The sequence below is a fragment of the Rhodococcus mengyinensis genome (assembly GCF_048381435.1).
Classification (GTDB): domain Bacteria; phylum Actinomycetota; class Actinomycetes; order Mycobacteriales; family Mycobacteriaceae; genus Rhodococcus_F; species Rhodococcus_F opacus_D.
The window spans coordinates 14983-33889 of record NZ_JBLWIT010000125.1 but is presented as its reverse complement, the minus strand read 5'-3'; the positions used below and the strand labels follow the sequence as shown (position 1 = coordinate 33889).

Below are 18907 nucleotides of genomic sequence, written 5' to 3'. Positions count from 1 at the left end.
GTGTGCGGACCGTTTCCGGTGCCCGCCGCCGCCGGGCCGCGACAGCCGCGACCGAGTCGGCCGAACAGGGCGACCGGTGCGTATCGGAGCCCTACCGTGACTTTCGCTGTGCGTCGAGTCGTTCGAGGAGGGTGCATGTTCCGGATCGGCAATGTGACGGTCACACCCTCCCGAACCCGTCCTGCAGCGTCGTCATGACCCGGGTGCGTTGTTCGGTGGCGAGCCGGGCGGCCTCTTGCGTGGTGCTCGTGATCATCGTCGCGAGTGTTCGGGCGTCGAGCGTCGAGATGGAGTCGTCCATCCAGAGACCGGTCAGCGTGCCGTTCCCGTCGACCTCGGCGGTGACCTGATCGGACTCGCTCGACGCGCGCGCCTTGATCGCCTGCAGCCCGGCGAGGGCCTCCTCGAGCAGATTCACCTGTTCGGTGGCCCGCCCGACGATCGCATCCATATCGTGTTCGCTCACAGTGGTCGCATCCAGCTCGTCGGGGTGGGTTCTTCCTCGTCCTCGATCGCCTGCGCGGCGGCGACGTCGGTGCGGGTGGGCAGACCGAGCTGGTCGAGGATCTCGGCGGGCATGCCGTCGCGGGCGAGTTCGTCGCGTCGCCGCGCCCCGGCCTCCATGGCCGAGCGCCTGCAGAGCGTCAGGATCTCGTCAGCGAGCCGCTGGCCGCCGTACCGAAGCTCGCGCGGATCGATGCGGAGTTCGAGCGGCAGGCCCTGCTCGGTGGTCCGGACCGAGACGGTGCCGGAGCGGTTGCTCACTGCGGCCGTGGTGCCGGCCGGGGGTGGGGTGGGGGGAAACATGATTCCTGTCATTCCGTGGGTCGGTAGAAGCCGTAGAAGCCCATGCCGCTGTTGCTGGTTCGGATCGGACCGACCTGCACGGGATCACCGGCCTCGACGAGCTGGCCGTTGCCGATCACCATGGCCACGTGGCCGTCCCAGACGGCGAGGTCGCCGGGCATGAGGTCGCCCGGGTCGACCGCGGTGCCGACGTTCTGCTCCTGCGCCAGACGCGGAAGACCCACGCCCGCTTCGCCGTACGCCCACTGCGTCAGCCCGCTGCAGTCGAGGCCCTCGCCGGGGGACGTCCCGCCCCAGACATACGGGACGCCCTGCTGCGACAGGGCGTTGCGGACGGCGTCCGCCGCCTCCTTGTTGGGGGCGACGGCGGTGCTGCCGTCGGGCAGGACCACCTCCACGCCCTCGCCGTCGCGTGCGGAGTCCGAGGTGGACGGCCCGTGACCGGTATCTCCGGACCTGCCGGTGAGGGAATCCGCGCGGGATCCTCCCGAGCCGCGTCCGCCCGACGAGCGCGCGGCCGGAGCGGCGATGCTGGTCAGGCCCGACATCGGTGACGCGCCGGAGGAACTCGCGAACCCGGAGGCCGCGCGGCTCACCGCGTCGGAGCCCGCGGGTGCGACGGGGGCCGCGGAGGCGGGCACCGTGCTCGCCGCGGACGTGCTCGCGGGGGCGGTGGCGGCGGGCGCGGCCGGGATGTCTTCGGCCGGTGTGAGGGCGACCATCCGGCCGGTCTGCTCGCCGAGTTCGGCCCGCACCTTCGCGACCACCGCGGTGGCCCTGCCGAGGTGGTCGAGTGCCGCCGCGATGATCATCGCCTGACCGGGCGGGGTGGGCAGGGCGGGTCCGGCCGCGACCGCGAGGGAGATGAACGACTGCAGGATCTCCTCCAGTTGGACCATTCCGGCCCGGACGATCTCGGAGGCCTCGGCGACGACGGCAGCCATGTCGTTGCCGCGATCGGAGACCGCGACCGTCGCCCGCTGCGCCTCTTCGGTCTTCACGATCGCACCCGTGCCACCCCTGCCCTGCCAGTCGCCGTAGACGGAGCTGATGCCGGTGCGCCCGGTGTCGTGGACGGCGTCGATGGCGACCGAGGACGCGCGCAGGGCGTCGGCCGGTCCGCCGACGGGAAGGACGCCGCTGCCGAACGCCCCGAGCAGATCGAGGATCGGGCGGGTGAGGAGATCGATGGGGCTCACGGTCAGGCCTCCAGCCCGACCGCATTCGCGGCGAGCGCGGCCGTGGTGGCGGCCTCGGTGCCCTCGTACGCGGCGGCGTTCGCGAGGGCGGTGGCGCTGATCCCGCCGAGCACGCCGGACAGTTTCTCGATGGAAGCCAGGTGCGCGGCGTGCGCCGTGGCGAACGCGGCGACGAAATCGCCGCCGATCACCCCGAAGACCGGTCCGAGCAGGAGCGGCCCCGCGGCGGCGGCCCCGAGACCTGCGGCCTGCATCTGCGCTGACATGGTCGCGGCCGTGGCCGCGAACTCGGCGATACTCGCGGTATCCGCCCTCAAGTCGTTCATCGTCATCCCCCCAGTCGGATTTGATACCGGTCACCATATTGGACGCAGGTGAGTCCGAATCGGTTCCACCCCCGATACGCCGAGAATCGCTCTCCTGCGAAATCTCGCCCCGCGCCCCCTTATTCTTCGAACATGAACACGCACGTCGTCGACCACCCACTCGCAGCGGTCCTCCTGACAGCGATGCGCGATGCGCGCAGCGACAATGCCACATTTCGGGCCGCCTTGCGACGGCTGACACACATGTTGGTGTACGAGGCGATGCGCGAGGCTCCGGTCGAGACGTTCGACGTGGTCACGCCCATCGCCACGACCGACGGGGTGCGGCTCACCCATCCGCCGTTGCTCGTTCCCGTCCTGCGCGCCGGACTGGGCATGGTCGAGCAGGCCAGCAGCCTGATCCCGCAGGCGCGAGTCGGTTTCGTCGGCATGGCCCGGGACGAGGAGACGCATCTGCCGGTGCCGTACCTCGAGTCGCTCCCCGCGGATCTGTTCGGGATCCCGGTGTACGTTCTCGACCCGATGCTCGCGACCGGCGGTTCGATGGTGCACACGATCGAGTTGCTCGTCGCCCGCGGCGCCACGGACGTCACCGCCGTGTGCGTCGTCGCGGCGCCCGAAGGTGTTGCCGCCCTCTCGGCGTCGGGTCATCCCGTGCGACTCGTCACCGCCGCGGTCGACGAGGGGCTCAACGAGGACGCGTTCATCGTCCCCGGCCTCGGCGACGCCGGGGACCGTCAGTTCGGACCGCGCTGACGCCGCGGCTACAGGGCTTCGGCGAACTCGCGCAACAGGTTCAACCGGGTCGCGGCCCTCTCGCGGGCTGCGGGTAGCGCCGATCGATCGGGCACCGGGACAACGACCTCCAGGTAGCACTTGAGCTTGGGTTCGGTACCCGAGGGACGCACGACCATCCGGACAATGGACCCCGCGAGTACGACCGCGTCGGTGCGGGACTGCCCCCGCAGTTCCGCCAGATCCGTGGCCTCGACGGGTTCGCCGGCCAGTTCGGCAGGCAGTTCCGACCGCAGGCGTCGCATCATCGCGGTGATGTCCGCGAGGTCGGTGACACGTCGCGACACCTGGTCTCCGGCGTGCAATCCGAATTCGAGCGCGTAGTCGTCCAGCCTGTCGCGGAGTGTCGACCCCTCTGCCCGCAGCGTCGCGGCGAGGTCGGCGGCCACCACCGCGGCGGAGATACCGTCCTTGTCGCGCACCGACTCCGGGTCGACGCAGTGACCGATCGCTTCCTCGTACGCGTACACGAGACCCTCGCCGGCCCGCACGAGCCACTTGAAACCGGTGAGGGTGCGGGCAAAGCGGGCGCCGCGGGCCTCGGCAAGCTTTCCGAGGAGGGCGGACGAGACGATCGTCGTCGCGACGAGCGAATCGGCCGGGGCGGACGCGAGGACGTGCTCGCCGAGCAGGACGCCCGTCTCGTCGCCGCGGAGCATCCGCCACCCGTCCGGCCCGCGCACGCCGACCGCGCACCGGTCGGCGTCCGGGTCGAGGGCCAGCGCGATGTCGGCGCCGACCTCCGCGGCGAGAGCCAGGACGGCGTCCGCGGCCCCCGGCTCCTCGGGATTGGGGAACTGGACGGTCGGGAAGTCCGGGTCCGGGTCGAACTGTGCGGCGACGATGTGGACGTCGGTGAATCCGGCGGATTTCAGTGCGGTGACCGCGGTCTCGCCGCCGACGCCGTGCATGGCGGTAAGCGCGATACGCAGTGTCCGCGACCGTCCCGTCGGCAGGGACGCGACCCGGTCGACGTAGAGGTCGAGGAGTTCCTCGGACGCCGGTGTCACCGGGGTGCGCGGCACGAGGTTCGCGGGCCCGACCCGGGTGATCGATGCTTCGATCTCCCGGTCGGACGGCGAGATCAACTGGGCGCCGCCGTCGAGGTAGACCTTGTACCCGTTGTCGGCGGCGGGGTTGTGGGAGGCGGTGATCTGCACGCCGGCCGCGGCGCGGAGTCGGCGGACCGCGAACGCGACGACCGGCGTGGGGAGCGGGCGGGGGAGGAGGACGACCGAGAATCCTGCGGCCGCCAGCACTTCCGCGGCGGCGACGGCGAACTTCTCGGATCCGTGCCGCGCGTCGCGCCCGACGACGACGGTGGAGCCGCCCAGGCACCGGTCTTTCAGCCACGCGCTCAGCCCTGCCGTCGTGCGGATCACCACGGCGAGATTCATGCCGTTCGGGCCTGCCCGCACCGGCCCGCGCAGACCCGCGGTCCCGAAACTCAGCGGAGCGGCGAACCGGTCGGCGAGCTCGTCGGCGCAGAGATTCGCGAGTTCCGCCCGGGTTTCGGGGTCGGGATCGGCGTCGATCCAGTCCGCGATCGGATCGCTCACAAGCGTTCCACCAGTTCTCGCAGCAGACCGCCCATGCGGTCGGCGGACGCCCGGCCCGCGGCGAGGACCTCCTCGTGGTTCAGGTGCTCGCCGGTGATACCGGCCGCGAGATTCGTCACCATCGAGATCCCGAGGACGCGGGCGCCCAGCGCCCGCGCCGCGATCGTCTCGTGGACGGTGGACATGCCGACGAGGTCCGCACCGATCGTCCGCAGCATGCGGATCTCGGCGGGGGTCTCGTAGTGCGGACCCGGCAGACCGGCGTAGACGCCTTCGGTCAGCGACCCGTCGATGTCGCGGGCGAGGGCCCGCAGTTCGGGGTCGTACGCGTCGACGAGATCCACGAACTCCGCGCCCACGAGAGGTGACCGGGCCGTGAGGTTCAGGTGATCGCTGATCAGCACGGGCTGGCCGACGGTGAAGTCCTCGCGGATTCCCCCGGCGGCGTTCGTCAAGATGACGGTCGTCGCTCCCGCGGCGATGGCCGTGCGTACCGGGTGGACGACGGACGACAGGGGATGGCCCTCGTAGGCGTGGGTGCGGCCGAGGAGGACGAGGACCCGTGTGCCGCCCACGTCCACGGAACGGATCGTCCCGGCGTGACCCGCGGCGGCCGGCGGTGTGAATCCCGGTAGATCGGCCATCGGGACGGTGCAGAGTGATTCGCCGAACCGGTCGGCGGCGGCATTCCACCCCGATCCGAGGACGACGGCGATCGAGTGTTCGGCGCAGTTCGTGTGCGCGGCGAGCGCGGCGGCCGCGGCGTCTGGCGTTCCCATGAGGCGATAGTCTTCCACTCATGCCCTATCTCGATCGCGACGGCGACGTATTCATCCTGTACCTCGGCAACGAGGGCGAGACGGACAACGAGAACCGCTTCCATCCGGACTGGATCGACGCCACCCATGCCGCGCTGGACGAGGTGGAAGCCCACGAGGGTCCCGCCGCACTGGTCACGACCGCGACGGGCAAGTTCTTCACGAACGGCCTGGACACCACGTGGATCTTCGCGAACACGGACAAGCTCCCCGAATATCTCGACCGCGTACACACGATCTACAGCCGCCTCCTCGCGTTCCCGATGGCCACCGTCGCCGCCGTTCAGGGGCACAGTTTCGGTGCCGGCGCGATGCTCGCCACGTCGCACGACTTCCGGGTGATGCGCGCCGACCGCGGGTTCTACTGCCTCCCCGAGGTGTCGCTGAACATGCCGTTCACCGTGGGGATGTCGGCGCTCCTGAACACCCGTCTGCCCAAGCAGACCGCGGTCGAGGCGATGACGACGGGCCGCCGCTTCGGCGGCTCCGACGCGCTCGCCGCGGGCATCGTCGACGAGATCGCGGACGGCGACGGCGTCCTCGCGGCCGCCGTGACACGGGCCGCCGCACTCACCGCCACCCGCGGCGCCAACCTCGCCGGGATCAAGCGCGGAATCCATCACGACGCCCTCGCCGCGCTCGCCACGGTGACGGACAAGAGCAACTTCAGCTTCGGGTGAGAGAATGAGCACGTGAATGCGGATGTCGAGGCGGCGGTCAGGTCAATCGAGACCGATCTGATCGCGCTGTCCCATTCGATCCACAGCGAACCGGAACTGGCGTTCGAGGAGTTCCGGAGCGTCGCGAAGATCACCGAACTGCTCAAACGCAGCGGGTTCGACGTGCGGTCGGGCATCGCGGACCTGCCAACGGCGTTCGACGCCACGTTCGGCAGCGGCGACCTCGTCATCGGTATCTGCGCCGAGTACGACGCGCTCCCGGAGATCGGTCACGCGTGCGGGCACAACATCATCGCGGCGTCCGCGGTCGGTGCCGGCGTCGCGCTCGCCACGGTCGCCGACCGGCTGGGGATCACGGTGCGGGTCATCGGGACGCCCGCCGAGGAGAGCGGCGGGGGAAAGATCGCCATGCTCGAGAAGGGCGTCTTCGACGATGTCGCGGCCGCCCTGATGGTGCATCCGGGTCCGATCGACATCACCGGAGCGACGTCGCTCGCGCTGGCCGACATCGCGGTCACGTTCACCGGCCGCGAAGCGCACGCGTCGGCCGCACCGGAGTTCGGGCGCAACGCCGCCGACGCCGCGACCGTCGCCCAGGTCGGGATCGGCCTGCTGCGCCAACACCTCTCGCCGGGGCAGCAGATCCACGGGATCGTCTCCGACGGCGGCACCGCGCCCAACATCGTTCCTGCACGCTCCGAAATGCTGTACTACCTGCGCGCCGAGACGGCGTGGGCGTTGTCCGAGCTGACGACACGCGCGGAGGCGTGTTTCGCGGCGGGCGCCCTCGCCACCGGGTGCACGCACGAGATCCGCACCGTGTCGCCGACGTACACGGAACTGACGCCGGACCCGTGGCTGGTCGCGACGTACCGGGAGCAGATCATCGACATGGGACGGACACCGTTGCCGCTCGAGTGGGAGGGCGTCCGTCCGCTGGGCAGCACCGACATGGGCAACGTCACCAACGTCCTGCCCGGAATTCATCCGGTCATCGGCCTCGATTCGGACGGCGCGGTGACGCATCAGCCTCGGTTCGCGGCGGCATGCATCACCGAGTCCGCCGACCGCGCCGTGATCGACGGAGCGATTGCGCTGGCTCGCACGGCAGTTCGCGCGGCAACGGACGACACACAGCGGGTGCGGTTGTTGGAAGGAGTTGATCGCCGGTGAACGCGGCAGTCGACAAATGGATTCTCGCTCACACCGACGAACTCTCCCAGTGGCGTCGACACATCCACGCCAATCCCGAACTCGCGCGACACGAATACGCGACGACGGAATTCGTGGCGACCCGGCTGGCCGCGGCCGGTCTGTCACCCGAACTGCTGCCCGGCGGAACGGGCCTCACGTGTGATCTCGGACCGTCGAACGGTCCCCGCATCGCGTTGCGCGCCGACATCGACGCCCTCCCGTTGCAGGAACTGACCGGCGCCACGTACTCGTCGACGGTGCCGGGCGTGTCGCACGCGTGCGGCCACGACGCCCACACCACCATCCTCCTGGGAACCGGTCTGGCGCTCAGCGAGATCCCCGACCTCCCGGTGGGTGTCCGGTTGATCTTCCAGCCCGCCGAGGAGGTCATGCCCGGCGGTGCGCTCGAGGTCGTCGCCGCCGGACGGCTCGAGGGGGTGTCGCGGATCTTCGCCCTCCACTGCGATCCGCGGCTCGCGGCCGGGCGGGTCGGGGTGCGGCTCGGTGCGATCACGTCCGCGGCCGACACGATCGAGGTGGTGCTCGACTCGCCGGGCGGACACACGTCGCGTCCGCACCTGACCACCGACCTCGTGTTCGCGCTGGGTACGGTCGTGACCGGGTTGCCGGGCATGCTCAGCAGACGGATCGACCCGCGCACGGGCACCGTGATGGTGTGGGGCGCCGTGAGCGCAGGCCGAGCACCCAACGCCATTCCGCAGACCGGCATGATGACCGGCACCGTGCGGACCGGCGATCACGAGACGTGGGAGATGCTCGAGCCACTGGTCCGGGAGATCGTCCACGGTCTGCTCGCGCCCACCGGGGTGCGGTACCAGCTCAACTACCGCCGCGGCGTTCCGCCCGTCGTCAACGACGAGGTGTCGACGCGCATGTTCGAGGACGCCATCCGCACGGTCGGCCCGGACGCCCTCGCCGACACGCCGCAGTCCGGCGGCGGCGAGGACTTCTCCTGGTACCTCGAAGAGGTTCCCGGTGCGATGGCCCGGCTCGGCGTCTGGTCGGGCGTCGGCGAGCAACTCGACATCCACCAGCCCACGTTCGATCTGGACGAGCGGGCGCTGGGCATCGGGGTGCGGGTGCTGTCGAGCCTCGTCCTGGGCTGAGGCGCGGCGCCAGGCGGTTCTATTCGGTGCCCGGTCCGACGTTGCGGCTGTTGCGGGTGCGCAGGTCGCGCACATAGTCGGAGGGGGCCCCGGCGATCTCTGCGGCGTCGGCCATCACCCCGAGGTAGCGAGCGGACGGCAGGCCGCCCTCGTACGCGTCGAGCACGTACAACCAGGCGAGAACGGGTTCGCCCTCGGTGTCCACGCGGACGCGGATCTTGCGGTGGATGCCGAGTTCGGAGCCCTCCCATCGGTCGAGGCTGACCTCGTCCTCCTCGGGGACGTCGTAGAGCACGACGAACACCTTGGAATCGGGGTCCTCGACCACGGTGGCGAGTGCGCCCTCCCAGCCGATGTCCCCGCCACTGAACGTCAGTCGCCAGCCGTGCAGCCAGCCCGTCCCCGCCATCGGCGAGTGTGGGCAGCGCTGCAACATCTGCTCGGGATGCATGTTGGACCCGTAGGCGGCATAGATCGACACGGCGGCAAGCCTAAACGGTGGCTAGTAATCTGTTGCATGCAGTGCACGACACGACGCGCTGCGATCGCAGAAAAAGCCGGCCGGAGACCCCGGTCGACAGTTGAATTGGAGGACAGATGACCCGAATCGTGATCATTGGTGGCGGGCCTGCCGGATACGAGGCAGCGCTGGTGGCCGCACAGCACGGCGCCTCCGTCTCCTTGATCGATTCGGACGGGGTGGGCGGCGCCTGCGTTCTGTTCGACTGCGTGCCGTCCAAGACCTTCATCGCCTCCACCGGCGTGCGCACCGACATGCGGCGCGCCACCGACCTGGGCATTGCGCTCGATCCCGAGCAGGCCACGGTCGCCTTGCCGCAGATCCACGCCCGCGTGAAGAGCCTTGCGCAGGCGCAGTCCTCCGACATCCGCACCCGCCTGCAGACGGTGGGTGTCGAACTGCTGTCGGGCACCGCCGAGATCACCGACCCACGACTGGGCATGGCGTCCCACCAGGTGTGTGCCACGCTCGAGAACGGCGAGAAGAAGACACTCGACGCGGACGTCGTCCTCATCGCCACCGGTGCGAGCCCCCGGGTGATCCCCGGGGCGGAGCCGGACGGCGAGCGCATCCTGACGTGGCGCGACCTCTACGACCTCGACGAGCTGCCCACGCACCTCGTCGTCGTCGGTTCCGGTGTGACCGGCGCCGAGTTCGTGTCCGCCTACACCGAGATGGGCGTCAAGGTCACGCTGGTGTCCAGCCGCGACCGCGTCCTCCCCGGTGAGGACGCCGACGCCGCCCTCGTGCTCGAGGATGTCCTCGCGGAACGCGGCGTCACCCTGGTCAAGCACGCCAGGGCCGATGCCGTGAAGCGCACCGAGGACGGCATCGTCGTCGTGCTCGCGGACGGCCGGACGGTCGAGGGCAGCCACGCGCTGATGACCGTCGGTTCGGTTCCCAACACCCAGGGTCTCGGACTGGAGAAGGTCGGCATCGAGCTCGACAAGGGCGGATACCTGCGCGTGGACCGTGTGTCGCGGACGCCGGTGTCCGGGATCTACGCCGCGGGTGACTGCACCGGACTGCTGCCGCTGGCGTCCGTCGCCGCCATGCAGGGCCGCATCGCGATGTACCACGCGCTCGGTGAGGGCGTGAGCCCGATCAAGCTGAAGACCGTGGCCTCGGCCGTGTTCACCCGCCCCGAGATCGCCACCGTGGGCGTCAGCCAGGCCGCGATCGACGACGGCGAGGTGCCTGCCCGTACGGTCATGCTCCCGCTCAACACCAACCCGCGCGCCAAGATGTCCGGTCTGCGCCGCGGCTTCGTGAAGATCTTCTGCCGTCCGGCCACCGGTGTGGTCATCGGCGGCGTGGTGGTCGCCCCCAGCGGGTCGGAGCTGATCCTGCCCATCGCCATCGCCGTGCAGAACAACCTCACCGTCAACGACCTTGCCGCGACGTTCTCGGTGTACCCGTCGCTGACCGGGTCGATCACCGAGGCGGCACGCCAGCTGATGCGGCACGACGACCTGGACTGATCCCGAAGTGTGGGATACGCATTTCACATAGTGGCTCCTCCGGTGAGATAGTCGAGGCACGGTTCGAAATCATCGACCCGTGCCTCGGCGCTCTCCCGCCCCGCAGACCCAGGACGGACAGGGTGTTCCTCACCTGATCCCTGCTTTGACGTGCCTCCTGGGAGTCGACATGCCGCAATCACTTGCCCGCCGCATGGATGGTCTGCACAGCTCCGCCATCCGTGACCTTCTCACCCTCACCGCCCGGCCTGATGTGGTCAGCCTCGCAGGCGGGCTTCCCGACCCCGAATTCATTCCGCGGGAACGGATCCGGAAGGAAGCCGAACTCGCGCTCACGGATCCGGCGTCCGTCCAGTACGGCGAGACCACCGGGCTGCGCCGGCTCCGCGACGTGCTCGCCGCACGGGAGGGTGCCAAGATCGGCCGGCCGCTGGGCGCCGCCGACGTCGTCGTCACCCACGGCTCGCAGCAGGCCCTGAGCCTGCTCGCGCAGGTGCTGCTCGATCCCGGCGACGTCGTGATCGTCGAGGAACCCGCCTACACCGGAGCGCTCCAGGTGTTCCGGGCCGCCGAAGCCGACGTCCGGTCCGTCGCACTCGACGCCGACGGGATGGACACCGCCGCCCTGCAGGGCATGCTCGAGGACGGACTGCGGCCTGCCGTGGTCCACACGGTGAGCAACTTCCACAACCCGCGCGGCGTCGTCCTGACGCCCGGCCGCCGGGAACACCTGGCCGCACTGGCCGACCGCTACGGGTTCTGGGTGATCGAGGACGACCCGTACGGCGAACTCTTCTTCGACGGACCACCGCCCGCGCCCGTCGCGGCGTTGTCGGACCGGGTGATCCGGCTGTCCAGCGCGTCGAAGATCCTGGCGCCGGCGCTGCGGGTCGGGTGGCTGCACGGCGACCGGCGGGTGTGCGAGGCCGTCGAGCTGCTCAAGCAGGGCGCGGACCTCTGCGGGTCGTCGCTGACGCACCAGATTGCCGCCGGACTGCTGTCGGACGAGCCGTGGCTGGACCTGCACCTGGAGACGCTGCGGGCCCGCTACGGGTCCCGGGCCCGGGCGCTCGCGGACGGCGTCACCTCGACGTTCGGCGACCGCGTCCGCGTGTCCTCGGCGGCGGGCGGGATGTTCTGCTGGACCGAGTTCACGGACGCGGACCTCGACACGGCGGCACTGCTGCAGACCGCCGTGGACCACGGCGTCGCCTTCGTCCCCGGATCGGCTTTCGGCGTCGCCGCGGAGCACCGGAGCGCTGTGCGGCTGTGCTTCGCGACCTGCTCGGAGGACGTGCTGGCGGGTGCGGTGGCGAGACTCGGCGACGCGTACACCGCTCACGCCCAGTCGTAGGTCCGTTCGACCGCCTTGTTCCACTCGGCGTAGAGCCGGGTGGACTCGGCCTCGTCCATCGCGGGTTCCCACGTCTTGTCCACGGCCCAGTTCGCGCGGATGTCGTCCTCGCTCTCCCAGAAACCGACGGCCAGCCCCGCGGCGTACGCGGCGCCCAGCGCCGTCGTCTCGTTGACGACGGGACGGATGACGGGCACGGCGAGAATGTCGGACTGGAACTGCATGAGGGTCTCGTTGACGACCATGCCGCCGTCCACCTTGAGGGAGGCGAGTTCGACGCCCGAATCGGCGCGCATCGCCTCGATCACCTCGCGGGTCTGATATGCGGTGGCCTCGAGGGCGGCCCTGGCGAGGTGGCCCTTGTTCACAAACCGGGTGAGCCCGACGATGGCCCCGCGGGCGTCGGGCCGCCAGCGCGGGGCGAACAATCCGGAGAACGCGGGCACGAAGTAGGCGCCCCCGTTGTCGTCGACCGACTTGGCCAGATCTTCGATGTCCTTGGCGGACTCGATGATTCCCAGGTTGTCGCGCAACCACTGCACCAGTGAGCCGGTGACGGCCACGGATCCCTCGAGTGCGTAGACGGCCGGCGCGTCACCGATCTTGTAGCAGACGGTGGTGAGGAGGCCGTGCTTGCTGTGCACGGGAGTGGTCCCCGTGTTGAGCAGCAGGAAGTTCCCCGTTCCGTACGTGTTCTTCGCTTCGCCCTCCGACAGGCAGGCCTGACCGAACGTGGCGGCCTGCTGATCGCCGAGGATTCCGGCCACCGGCACACCGGGCAGCGTCCCGTGGGGGCGTCCGACGCCGTAGACCTCGGAGGAGCTGCGGATCTCGGGCAGCATCGACATCGGGATACCGAAATCGGCGCAGATCTCCGGATCCCAGTCGAGGGTCTCGAGATTCATCAGAAGGGTGCGGGAGGCGTTGGTGACATCCGTCACGTGGGTGCCCTCGGTGATGTGCCACAGAATCCAGCTGTCGATCGTGCCGAAGCAGAGCTCACCCGCGTCCGCCTTCTCTCGGGCGCCGTCGACGTTGTCCAGAATCCACCGGACCTTCGGCCCCGAGAAATACGTGGACAGCGGCAGCCCGGTGCGCTTCTGGTACCGGCCGGGGCCCTCGTCGCCGCCGAGTTCCGTGCACAGTTCGTCGGTGCGCGTGTCCTGCCAGACGATGGCGTTGTACACGGGTTCTCCGGTGTTGCGGTCCCACACGACCGCCGTCTCCCGCTGATTGGTGATGCCGATCGCGGCGATGTCGCGTTTGGTGAGATCGGCCTTCGCGAGCGCGGACGCCACCACTTCGCGGGTGTTGATCCACAGCTGTTTCGGGTCGTGCTCCACCCAGCCTGCGCGCGGAAAGAACTGCTCGTGTTCCTTCTGGGCGACGCTGACCACGGCGCCGTCGTGATCGAAGATCATGCAGCGGCTGGAGGTGGTGCCCTGGTCTATCGCGGCGATGTACTGAATCACACGCATGAAGCTACTAGCCTGGCAGAGAATCCGTCGTCATCTCACAGGAGCCCGAGTTGAGTAGTCAGCCAGGTGTGCAGTTCCTCGGTCCCCGGCAGCGTGATGCCGCATGGGACAAGCTGCAGACCGAACAGTTCGACGTCGTCGTGATCGGCGGTGGTGTGGTCGGAGCCGGTGCGGCGCTCGACGCGGCCACCCGCGGGCTGAAGGTGGCGTTGGTGGAGGCACGCGACTACGCGTCCGGGACGTCGAGTCGCTCGTCGAAGATGTTCCACGGCGGTCTGCGCTATCTCGAGCAGCTCGAGTTCGGGCTGGTCCGGGAGGCTCTTCGGGAACGTGAACTGTCGCTGACCACCCTCGCGCCGCACCTGGTGAAGCCGCTCAAGTTCCTGTTCCCGATCACCCACCGCGTGTGGGAGCGCCCCTACATGGCGGCGGGCATCTTCCTCTACGACCGCATGGGCGGCGCCAAATCGGTTCCGGCGCAGAAGCATCTGACGCGCGCGGGTGCGCTGCGGATGGCGCCGGGACTCAAGCGCAACTCGCTGACCGGCGGCATCCAGTACTACGACACCGTGGTCGACGACGCCCGCCACACCATGACCGTCGCCCGCACCGCCGCTCACTACGGAGCGGTCGTCCGCACGTCCACACAGGTGGTCGGATTCCTCCGGGAGGCGGACCGGGTCTCCGGAGTGCGCGTCCGGGACTGCGAGGACGGTCGCACCGCGGACGTGAAGGCGCACGTCGTCATCAACGCCACCGGGGTGTGGACCGACGAGATCCAGGCGTTGTCGCGGCAACGCGGCCGGTTCCGCGTCCGCGCGTCGAAGGGCGTCCACATCGTGGTGCCGCGCGATCGGATCGTGAGTGACGCCGCGATCATCCTCCGCACCGAGAAGTCGGTGCTGTTCGTGATCCCGTGGGGTAGCCACTGGATCATCGGCACCACCGACACGGACTGGAATCTCGACCTCGCGCACCCGGCGGCCACCAAGGCCGACATCGACTACATCCTCGGTCACGTCAACAAGGTGCTGGTGACGTCGCTGACTCACGACGACATCGACGGTGTGTACGCGGGTCTGCGCCCGCTGCTCGCGGGGGAGAGCGACGAGACGTCGAAACTCTCGCGGGAACACGCCGTCGCGCGCGTGGCGCCGGGTCTCGTTGCCATCGCGGGCGGCAAGTACACCACCTACCGGGTGATGGCCGAGGACGCCGTGGATCTCGCCGCCGAAGACATTCCCGCGCGGATGGCACCGTCCATCACGGAGAAGGTGCCGCTCGTCGGTGCGGACGGCTATTTCGCGCTCGTCAATCAGACCGTCCATCTCGGGGAGATGTACGGCCTGCACCCGTACCGCGTGAAGCATCTACTGGACCGGTACGGTTCGCTGATCGACGAGGTGCTCGACCAGGCGAGCGGGAAGCCGGAACTACTCCAGCCCATTACGGACGCACCGGCCTACCTGCAGGTCGAGGTCGTGTATGCGGCGGCGGCCGAGGGCGCCCTGCATCTCGACGACATCCTCGCCCGGCGCACGCGCATCGCCATCGAGTACTCGCATCGGGGTGTGAACTGCGCCGAGCAGGTGGCGCAACTGGTGGCCCCCGTCCTCGGCTGGGACGCCGACGCCGTCGACCGTGAGGTGAAGACGTATCAGGCGCGGGTGGAGGCGGAGGTGCAGTCGCAGGCCCAGCCGGACGACCTGTCGGCCGACGCGTTGCGGGCGGCGGCGCCCGAGTCGCGGGTCGAACTGCTCGAACCACCGGTCAGTGTGTCAGAAATACCTTGATGACCACGATGATCGTCGCGATCACGGCGAGGCCGAACGCGGCGAGGTGCGTGCCGCTCGTGACTCTTTCGCGGCGGAGACGGCTGATCACGTAACTGATCGAGCCGATACGGGCGATCATCACGATCTCGGCGGTCAATTGCGCCGTTCTCGGCTCCAGCCAGCCCAGCAGGGCCGTGCCGAGGATCACGGAAGGCACCACGGCGGACGTCAGGACGGGGACACTGTCCCGCAGTTCCCGTAGGCGTTCGGTGCTGGACAGTGTTCTGCCCAGGCGGAGCGACTGGCCTACCGACTCGGCGAACACGTGGGCGAGAAACGTGGACAGGGCGGCACCGACGACGATGGCGATGCCCAGGGTCTCCTGGGATTTGGTCACCGGGATGAGCGCGGCGAGCACCAGGATGTTGCCGTAGATGTAGGCGCTGATGCGGCTCGCCGCGTGGTCGGGCGACAGCGGTTCGTCGCCGATCAGCGGCGGGCGATTCAAGAGCCTCGGAAGGTCCCAGTCCATCCTCCGAGCATTCCACGATCTCGTCGGTCAGCGGGTGTGGACGAGCGATTTCGGGGCGTGGGTGGCGACGACTCCCGACAGAGCCATGACGACGAGGGCTGCGACAGCGATGTATTCCATGTGACCGAGCATCGTCCCGGAACCCGTGAGCGGTGTGGGCGTTGTCTGTGAGCTCCCTGGGAACTCAGACCTTCGGGCTGTAGTGCTGGGGGTCGTCGCGCCTGCCGAGCGGGGGAAGATTGCGTCGGGGTGTGTGGACGAGCGGAGCGTGCGCGGGGGCGCGTCCGGTCTCGCGGTCCCAGCCAGCGCGGGCGCGCGGGTGGTAGCGGTAGCGCCAGGGCACGAGCCGGAAGACGGCGCCCACGGCGCGGCCGGCGAGGGTGTGCAGGCGCTCGTCGCGTGTGGTCCAGCGGTAGCCGAGGAGGTCGCGGACCGGTTGGTCGTACATGCCGACCGTCAGCCACACGAAACCCTTCGCCACCGGGATGCGGAGGATCGCCCAGATCGGGTCGGGTAGCCACGACAGGAACGGGGGAACGCCGAGACCGGACAGGTCGAGGACGTCGCGGGTGGCCTTGTTGTCCTCGAGCACGTTGCGGCACATGTGATCCCAGTACTCCTGGAACGCCTCCCAGGTTTCCGGGACGGGGCGCATGCTCATTCCGTACAGGCGGTACCACTGGATGTGCTCGGTGAACAGCCGGCGCTTCTGGTCTTCGGTGAGGCCACCCATGAAGTGGTCGCCGGTGAGGATGGTGCCCATGAAGAAGGTGGCGTGCGCCCAGTAGAACGTGTCGGGGTCCAGGGCGTGGTACCTGCGGCCGTGTTTGTCGATTCCCTTGATGGTGTCGTGATACCCCCGCACCTGCTCGGCGGTCTGCTGAGCACGGTCGCCGTCGAAGACGACACCGCCGATCGGGTACAGCGACCGGTAGAGCCGCTCCCAGCGTTCGTCGAAGAAACGGGAGTGTTCCTCGACGCCCGCGCCGAGTCCGGGATGCATGTTCTGCATCGACCCGGCCCAGACGCCCTGCAGCATTCCGCGCCAGTCGCCGAAATACTTCCAGGTCAACGAGTCGGGGCCGAGGGGGACGGGAGCGGAGGCCGGGACGGGCGTACCGTCCGCGTTCAAGTGACTACGCACGTTGTCAGACTAGGATCTGACAACACACGTAGTCAAGGATCGGAGCGAGAAGAGTGACGCTGGAGGACCGGCGGGAAGCACGGCGGAATTCGCTACTCCGCGCGGGCATCGCGCTGCTCGGCGCCCCGGACGGGCCCGCGGTGAACGTGCGCGCGGTCTGCCGCGCCGCCTCGCTGACCGAACGGTACTTCTACGAGTCGTTCCGGGACCGGGACGAGTTCGTGCGCTCGGTCTACACCGCGGTGGGCGACGAGGCGCAGGCCGCCCTCGTGGAGGCGGTGGCGTCCACCGAGACCGCGCGGCAGCGCGCCGAGGCAGCCGTGAATGCATTCGTGAAACTCATGGTCGACGATCCCGCCATGGGCCGCGTGCTGCTGCTCGCACCGTTGTCCGAACCCGCGCTGAGCAGGCGCGGCATCGACCTGATGCCCGGCTTCGTCGCACTCGTGCACGACCAGCTGTCCGCCGTCGACGACGAGGTGGAGAAGCAGCTCGTCGCGGTCGGTGTGGTGGGCGCGCTCACGACGCTGTTCATCGGATATCTCGACGGAACTGTTGCCGCGTCGCGCGAGCAATTCGTCGCTCATTGCGTCACTCTGGTGGTGGAGGCAAACAAGGCCGGCCACGAGTGAGGTGCGCATGCCGTTCCAGGTATCCGTGGACGATCCGACTCGCCCGCAACCCGAGCTTCGGGTACTCGACCGCAAGTTCTTCCAACTCGTCGGCGAGTTCGTCTACGTCCACGGCGACACGGTGGTGACGGTGCCCGGCTGCGCCCCCATGCCGTGCCTTCTCCGCACGGACCTGGCATCGATCCCCGCGCCGCTGCAGGGCCTGCTCACCCCGTACGGGCGGCAACTCCTTCCCGCGATCATGCACGACGACCTCTGCAAACGTGCGAGTGCACAGGGACCGGAGGGAAACACGCTGCGCCGGCGCGCGGACGAACTGTTCCGGCTCGCCCTGCTCGACGAGGGCGTCGGACCGTTCCGCAGCCGCATCTTCTGGGTCGGCGTCGAGGTCGGCCGGTTCTGGACGTTCACCGACGTCGCCCGGTTCCTCCTCATCGCGCACCAGGTACTCGGAATGTTGTGCTGGGTGGTGGGCGTCCCGTGGGCGACGGCGACCTCGCACTTCGGCCTGGCCGCGCTCTTTCTCGTGGTTCCGGTCGTCCTGTCGCTGTTGTGGCGCAGAGACTTTCCCGTCGCGCTACTCGGGTGCATCCTCCTGCCCGTCATCGCGCCGACGTATCTGCTGACGATCGCCACGGCCGCGGTGCTGTGGGTGCCGGACGGTGCCGCGTGGTTGCTCGGCCGCAGACGGACTCGCAGGCCGCCGCCGCTCGGGCCGCCGACCACGGTCCTTCGCTAGCCCACCACCGGGGGCTGGCAGTGCGTGCAGAAGAAGATCTGCTGCTGACCGAGGTCGTGGCCTTCGATCACCGTGCCGCAACGGCGGCAACGTTTTCCGGCCCGCCCGTACACCCACGGCCGATGGCGGACCGAGTTGTTCTTGTCGATGTGAATCATCCGATGCGCGAGCGTGACCAGCGCGGGCAGGTCGGCCACCTCGCTCGACGGGGTGTACGGGTGGACGCCGCGGAGGAAGCACACTTCGTTGCGGTACACGTTGCCGAGACCGGCCAGGTTGCGCTGATCGACCAGGGCGAGACCGATGGGCTGGTCGCCGGCCGCCCGGAGATTGCGGATCGCCGTGTCGGCGTCCCAGTCCGGTCCCAGCAGGTCGGGGCCGAGGTGGCCGACCGCGGACTCTTCGTCGTCACGCTCCAGGATCTCGGTGATGCCCAGCGAGAATCCGACCGCCACCCTGTCTTCGGTGGCGAGCACGATCCGGGCCTGGTGAGTGGGGCGCCGCCACTTCGTGTCCGGCGCGTAGATGTGCCACGCGCCTTCCATCTTCAGATGCGTGTGGATCGAGTAGTCGCCGACCCGGATGAGGAGGTGCTTCCCGCGGCTGACCACCTCGTCGACGAGCCGGCCGGACAGGTCGACGGTGGCGTACCGGGGGACGCGCACGTCGCAGCGGGTCAGCACCTTGCCCTCGAGGGCGTCGCGAAGCGAGTTGGCGGTGCGCCAGACGGTGTCGCCTTCGGGCATC

At 69.2% G+C, this 18907-nt stretch carries 20 protein-coding genes; 9 read left to right on the top strand and 11 right to left on the bottom strand.

Going from position 1 to position 18907, the window contains the following annotated elements; all coding sequences use genetic code 11:
• Positions 1 to 160 precede the first annotated feature (160 nt).
• From ACNJ7E_RS28540 to ACNJ7E_RS28525, 4 genes are read right to left on the bottom strand one after another with little or no spacing between them, the layout of a single operon-like run.
• A complete protein-coding gene (locus tag ACNJ7E_RS28540; protein WP_105420508.1) occupies positions 161 to 466 on the bottom strand; it encodes a YbaB/EbfC family nucleoid-associated protein in 306 nt (101 codons plus the stop codon).
• On the bottom strand, positions 463 to 807 hold the full coding sequence (locus ACNJ7E_RS28535; protein WP_283333034.1) for a hypothetical protein: 345 nt from the start codon (positions 805 to 807) through the stop codon (positions 463 to 465). The genes ACNJ7E_RS28540 and ACNJ7E_RS28535 overlap by 4 nt, the downstream gene beginning before the upstream one ends.
• 8 nt (positions 808 to 815) lie before the next feature.
• Complete coding sequence (locus ACNJ7E_RS28530) at positions 816 to 2006, bottom strand: C40 family peptidase (RefSeq protein WP_418341569.1); 1191 nt, start codon at positions 2004 to 2006, stop codon at positions 816 to 818.
• Between the two features lie 2 nt (positions 2007 to 2008).
• Positions 2009 to 2332: a type VII secretion target gene (locus ACNJ7E_RS28525; protein ID WP_283333036.1), complete on the bottom strand. Its 324-nt coding sequence runs from the start codon at positions 2330 to 2332 to the stop codon at positions 2009 to 2011.
• Positions 2333 to 2464: 132 nt separating this feature from the next.
• On the opposite strand from ACNJ7E_RS28525, the gene upp reads away from it, so the two are divergent.
• Positions 2465 to 3088 (top strand): uracil phosphoribosyltransferase, encoded by a 624-nt coding sequence (upp, locus tag ACNJ7E_RS28520; protein WP_283333037.1) that lies wholly within the window; start codon positions 2465 to 2467, stop codon positions 3086 to 3088.
• Positions 3089 to 3096: 8 nt separating this feature from the next.
• Here the strand turns inward: upp and ACNJ7E_RS28515 are convergent, their stop codons facing one another.
• Positions 3097 to 4686: a phospho-sugar mutase gene (locus ACNJ7E_RS28515; RefSeq protein ID WP_418341568.1), complete on the bottom strand. Its 1590-nt coding sequence runs from the start codon at positions 4684 to 4686 to the stop codon at positions 3097 to 3099.
• Complete coding sequence (locus ACNJ7E_RS28510) at positions 4683 to 5465, bottom strand: purine-nucleoside phosphorylase (RefSeq protein ID WP_105420591.1); 783 nt, start codon at positions 5463 to 5465, stop codon at positions 4683 to 4685. The genes ACNJ7E_RS28515 and ACNJ7E_RS28510 overlap by 4 nt, the downstream gene beginning before the upstream one ends.
• A 20-nt stretch (positions 5466 to 5485) precedes the next feature.
• Between ACNJ7E_RS28510 and ACNJ7E_RS28505 the strand changes: the two genes are divergently transcribed.
• From ACNJ7E_RS28505 to ACNJ7E_RS28495, 3 genes are read left to right on the top strand one after another with little or no spacing between them, the layout of a single operon-like run.
• Positions 5486 to 6184 carry an enoyl-CoA hydratase/isomerase family protein gene (locus ACNJ7E_RS28505; RefSeq protein WP_280782707.1) on the top strand — a complete coding sequence of 233 codons (699 nt, stop codon included), beginning with the start codon at positions 5486 to 5488 and terminating at the stop codon, positions 6182 to 6184.
• A gap of 12 nt (positions 6185 to 6196) precedes the next feature.
• Positions 6197 to 7357, top strand: a complete 1161-nt coding sequence (locus tag ACNJ7E_RS28500; RefSeq protein WP_011598215.1) for a M20 family metallopeptidase — start codon at positions 6197 to 6199, stop codon at positions 7355 to 7357.
• Positions 7354 to 8505: a M20 family metallopeptidase gene (locus ACNJ7E_RS28495; protein WP_317569253.1), complete on the top strand. Its 1152-nt coding sequence runs from the start codon at positions 7354 to 7356 to the stop codon at positions 8503 to 8505. The genes ACNJ7E_RS28500 and ACNJ7E_RS28495 overlap by 4 nt, the downstream gene beginning before the upstream one ends.
• Positions 8506 to 8524: 19 nt before the next feature.
• Here the strand turns inward: ACNJ7E_RS28495 and ACNJ7E_RS28490 are convergent, their stop codons facing one another.
• Complete coding sequence (locus tag ACNJ7E_RS28490; RefSeq protein WP_005239924.1) at positions 8525 to 8986, bottom strand: gamma-glutamylcyclotransferase family protein; 462 nt, start codon at positions 8984 to 8986, stop codon at positions 8525 to 8527.
• A gap of 116 nt (positions 8987 to 9102) precedes the next feature.
• Here ACNJ7E_RS28490 and ACNJ7E_RS28485 point away from each other — a divergent pair, with 116 nt between their 5' ends.
• On the top strand, positions 9103 to 10506 hold the full coding sequence (locus ACNJ7E_RS28485) for an NAD(P)H-quinone dehydrogenase (protein ID WP_283353417.1): 1404 nt from the start codon (positions 9103 to 9105) through the stop codon (positions 10504 to 10506).
• Between the two features lie 169 nt (positions 10507 to 10675).
• Positions 10676 to 11860, top strand: coding sequence for an aminotransferase-like domain-containing protein (locus tag ACNJ7E_RS28480; RefSeq protein ID WP_280782710.1), 1185 nt, complete (start codon positions 10676 to 10678; stop codon positions 11858 to 11860).
• On the opposite strand, the gene glpK is transcribed toward ACNJ7E_RS28480, so the two are convergent.
• Positions 11845 to 13338, bottom strand: coding sequence for a glycerol kinase GlpK (gene glpK / locus ACNJ7E_RS28475; protein WP_280782711.1), 1494 nt, complete (start codon positions 13336 to 13338; stop codon positions 11845 to 11847). The two genes, ACNJ7E_RS28480 and glpK, sit on opposite strands and share 16 nt — an antisense overlap.
• A 50-nt stretch (positions 13339 to 13388) precedes the next feature.
• Between glpK and glpD the strand changes: the two genes are divergently transcribed.
• Positions 13389 to 15131 carry a glycerol-3-phosphate dehydrogenase gene (gene glpD, locus ACNJ7E_RS28470; RefSeq protein WP_280782712.1) on the top strand — a complete coding sequence of 581 codons (1743 nt, stop codon included), beginning with the start codon at positions 13389 to 13391 and terminating at the stop codon, positions 15129 to 15131.
• Here glpD and ACNJ7E_RS28465 read toward each other — a convergent pair.
• Both ACNJ7E_RS28465 and ACNJ7E_RS28460 read right to left on the bottom strand, forming a co-directional pair.
• On the bottom strand, positions 15109 to 15645 hold the full coding sequence (locus ACNJ7E_RS28465) for a hypothetical protein (RefSeq protein ID WP_418341567.1): 537 nt from the start codon (positions 15643 to 15645) through the stop codon (positions 15109 to 15111). The genes glpD and ACNJ7E_RS28465 overlap by 23 nt on opposite strands.
• Before the next feature lie 184 nt (positions 15646 to 15829).
• Positions 15830 to 16789, bottom strand: a complete 960-nt coding sequence (locus tag ACNJ7E_RS28460) for an oxygenase MpaB family protein (RefSeq protein WP_283333044.1) — start codon at positions 16787 to 16789, stop codon at positions 15830 to 15832.
• Between the two features lie 53 nt (positions 16790 to 16842).
• On the opposite strand from ACNJ7E_RS28460, the gene ACNJ7E_RS28455 reads away from it, so the two are divergent.
• Together ACNJ7E_RS28455 and ACNJ7E_RS28450 are read left to right on the top strand one after the other, a co-directional pair.
• Complete coding sequence (locus tag ACNJ7E_RS28455; protein WP_418341566.1) at positions 16843 to 17421, top strand: TetR/AcrR family transcriptional regulator; 579 nt, start codon at positions 16843 to 16845, stop codon at positions 17419 to 17421.
• A gap of 7 nt (positions 17422 to 17428) precedes the next feature.
• Positions 17429 to 18160, top strand: coding sequence for a DUF1353 domain-containing protein (locus ACNJ7E_RS28450; RefSeq protein ID WP_280782716.1), 732 nt, complete (start codon positions 17429 to 17431; stop codon positions 18158 to 18160).
• Here the strand turns inward: ACNJ7E_RS28450 and ACNJ7E_RS28445 are convergent.
• Positions 18157 to 18906 (bottom strand): DNA-formamidopyrimidine glycosylase family protein, encoded by a 750-nt coding sequence (locus tag ACNJ7E_RS28445; RefSeq protein ID WP_418341565.1) that lies wholly within the window; start codon positions 18904 to 18906, stop codon positions 18157 to 18159. The two genes, ACNJ7E_RS28450 and ACNJ7E_RS28445, sit on opposite strands and share 4 nt — an antisense overlap.
• Position 18907 lies beyond the last annotated feature (1 nt).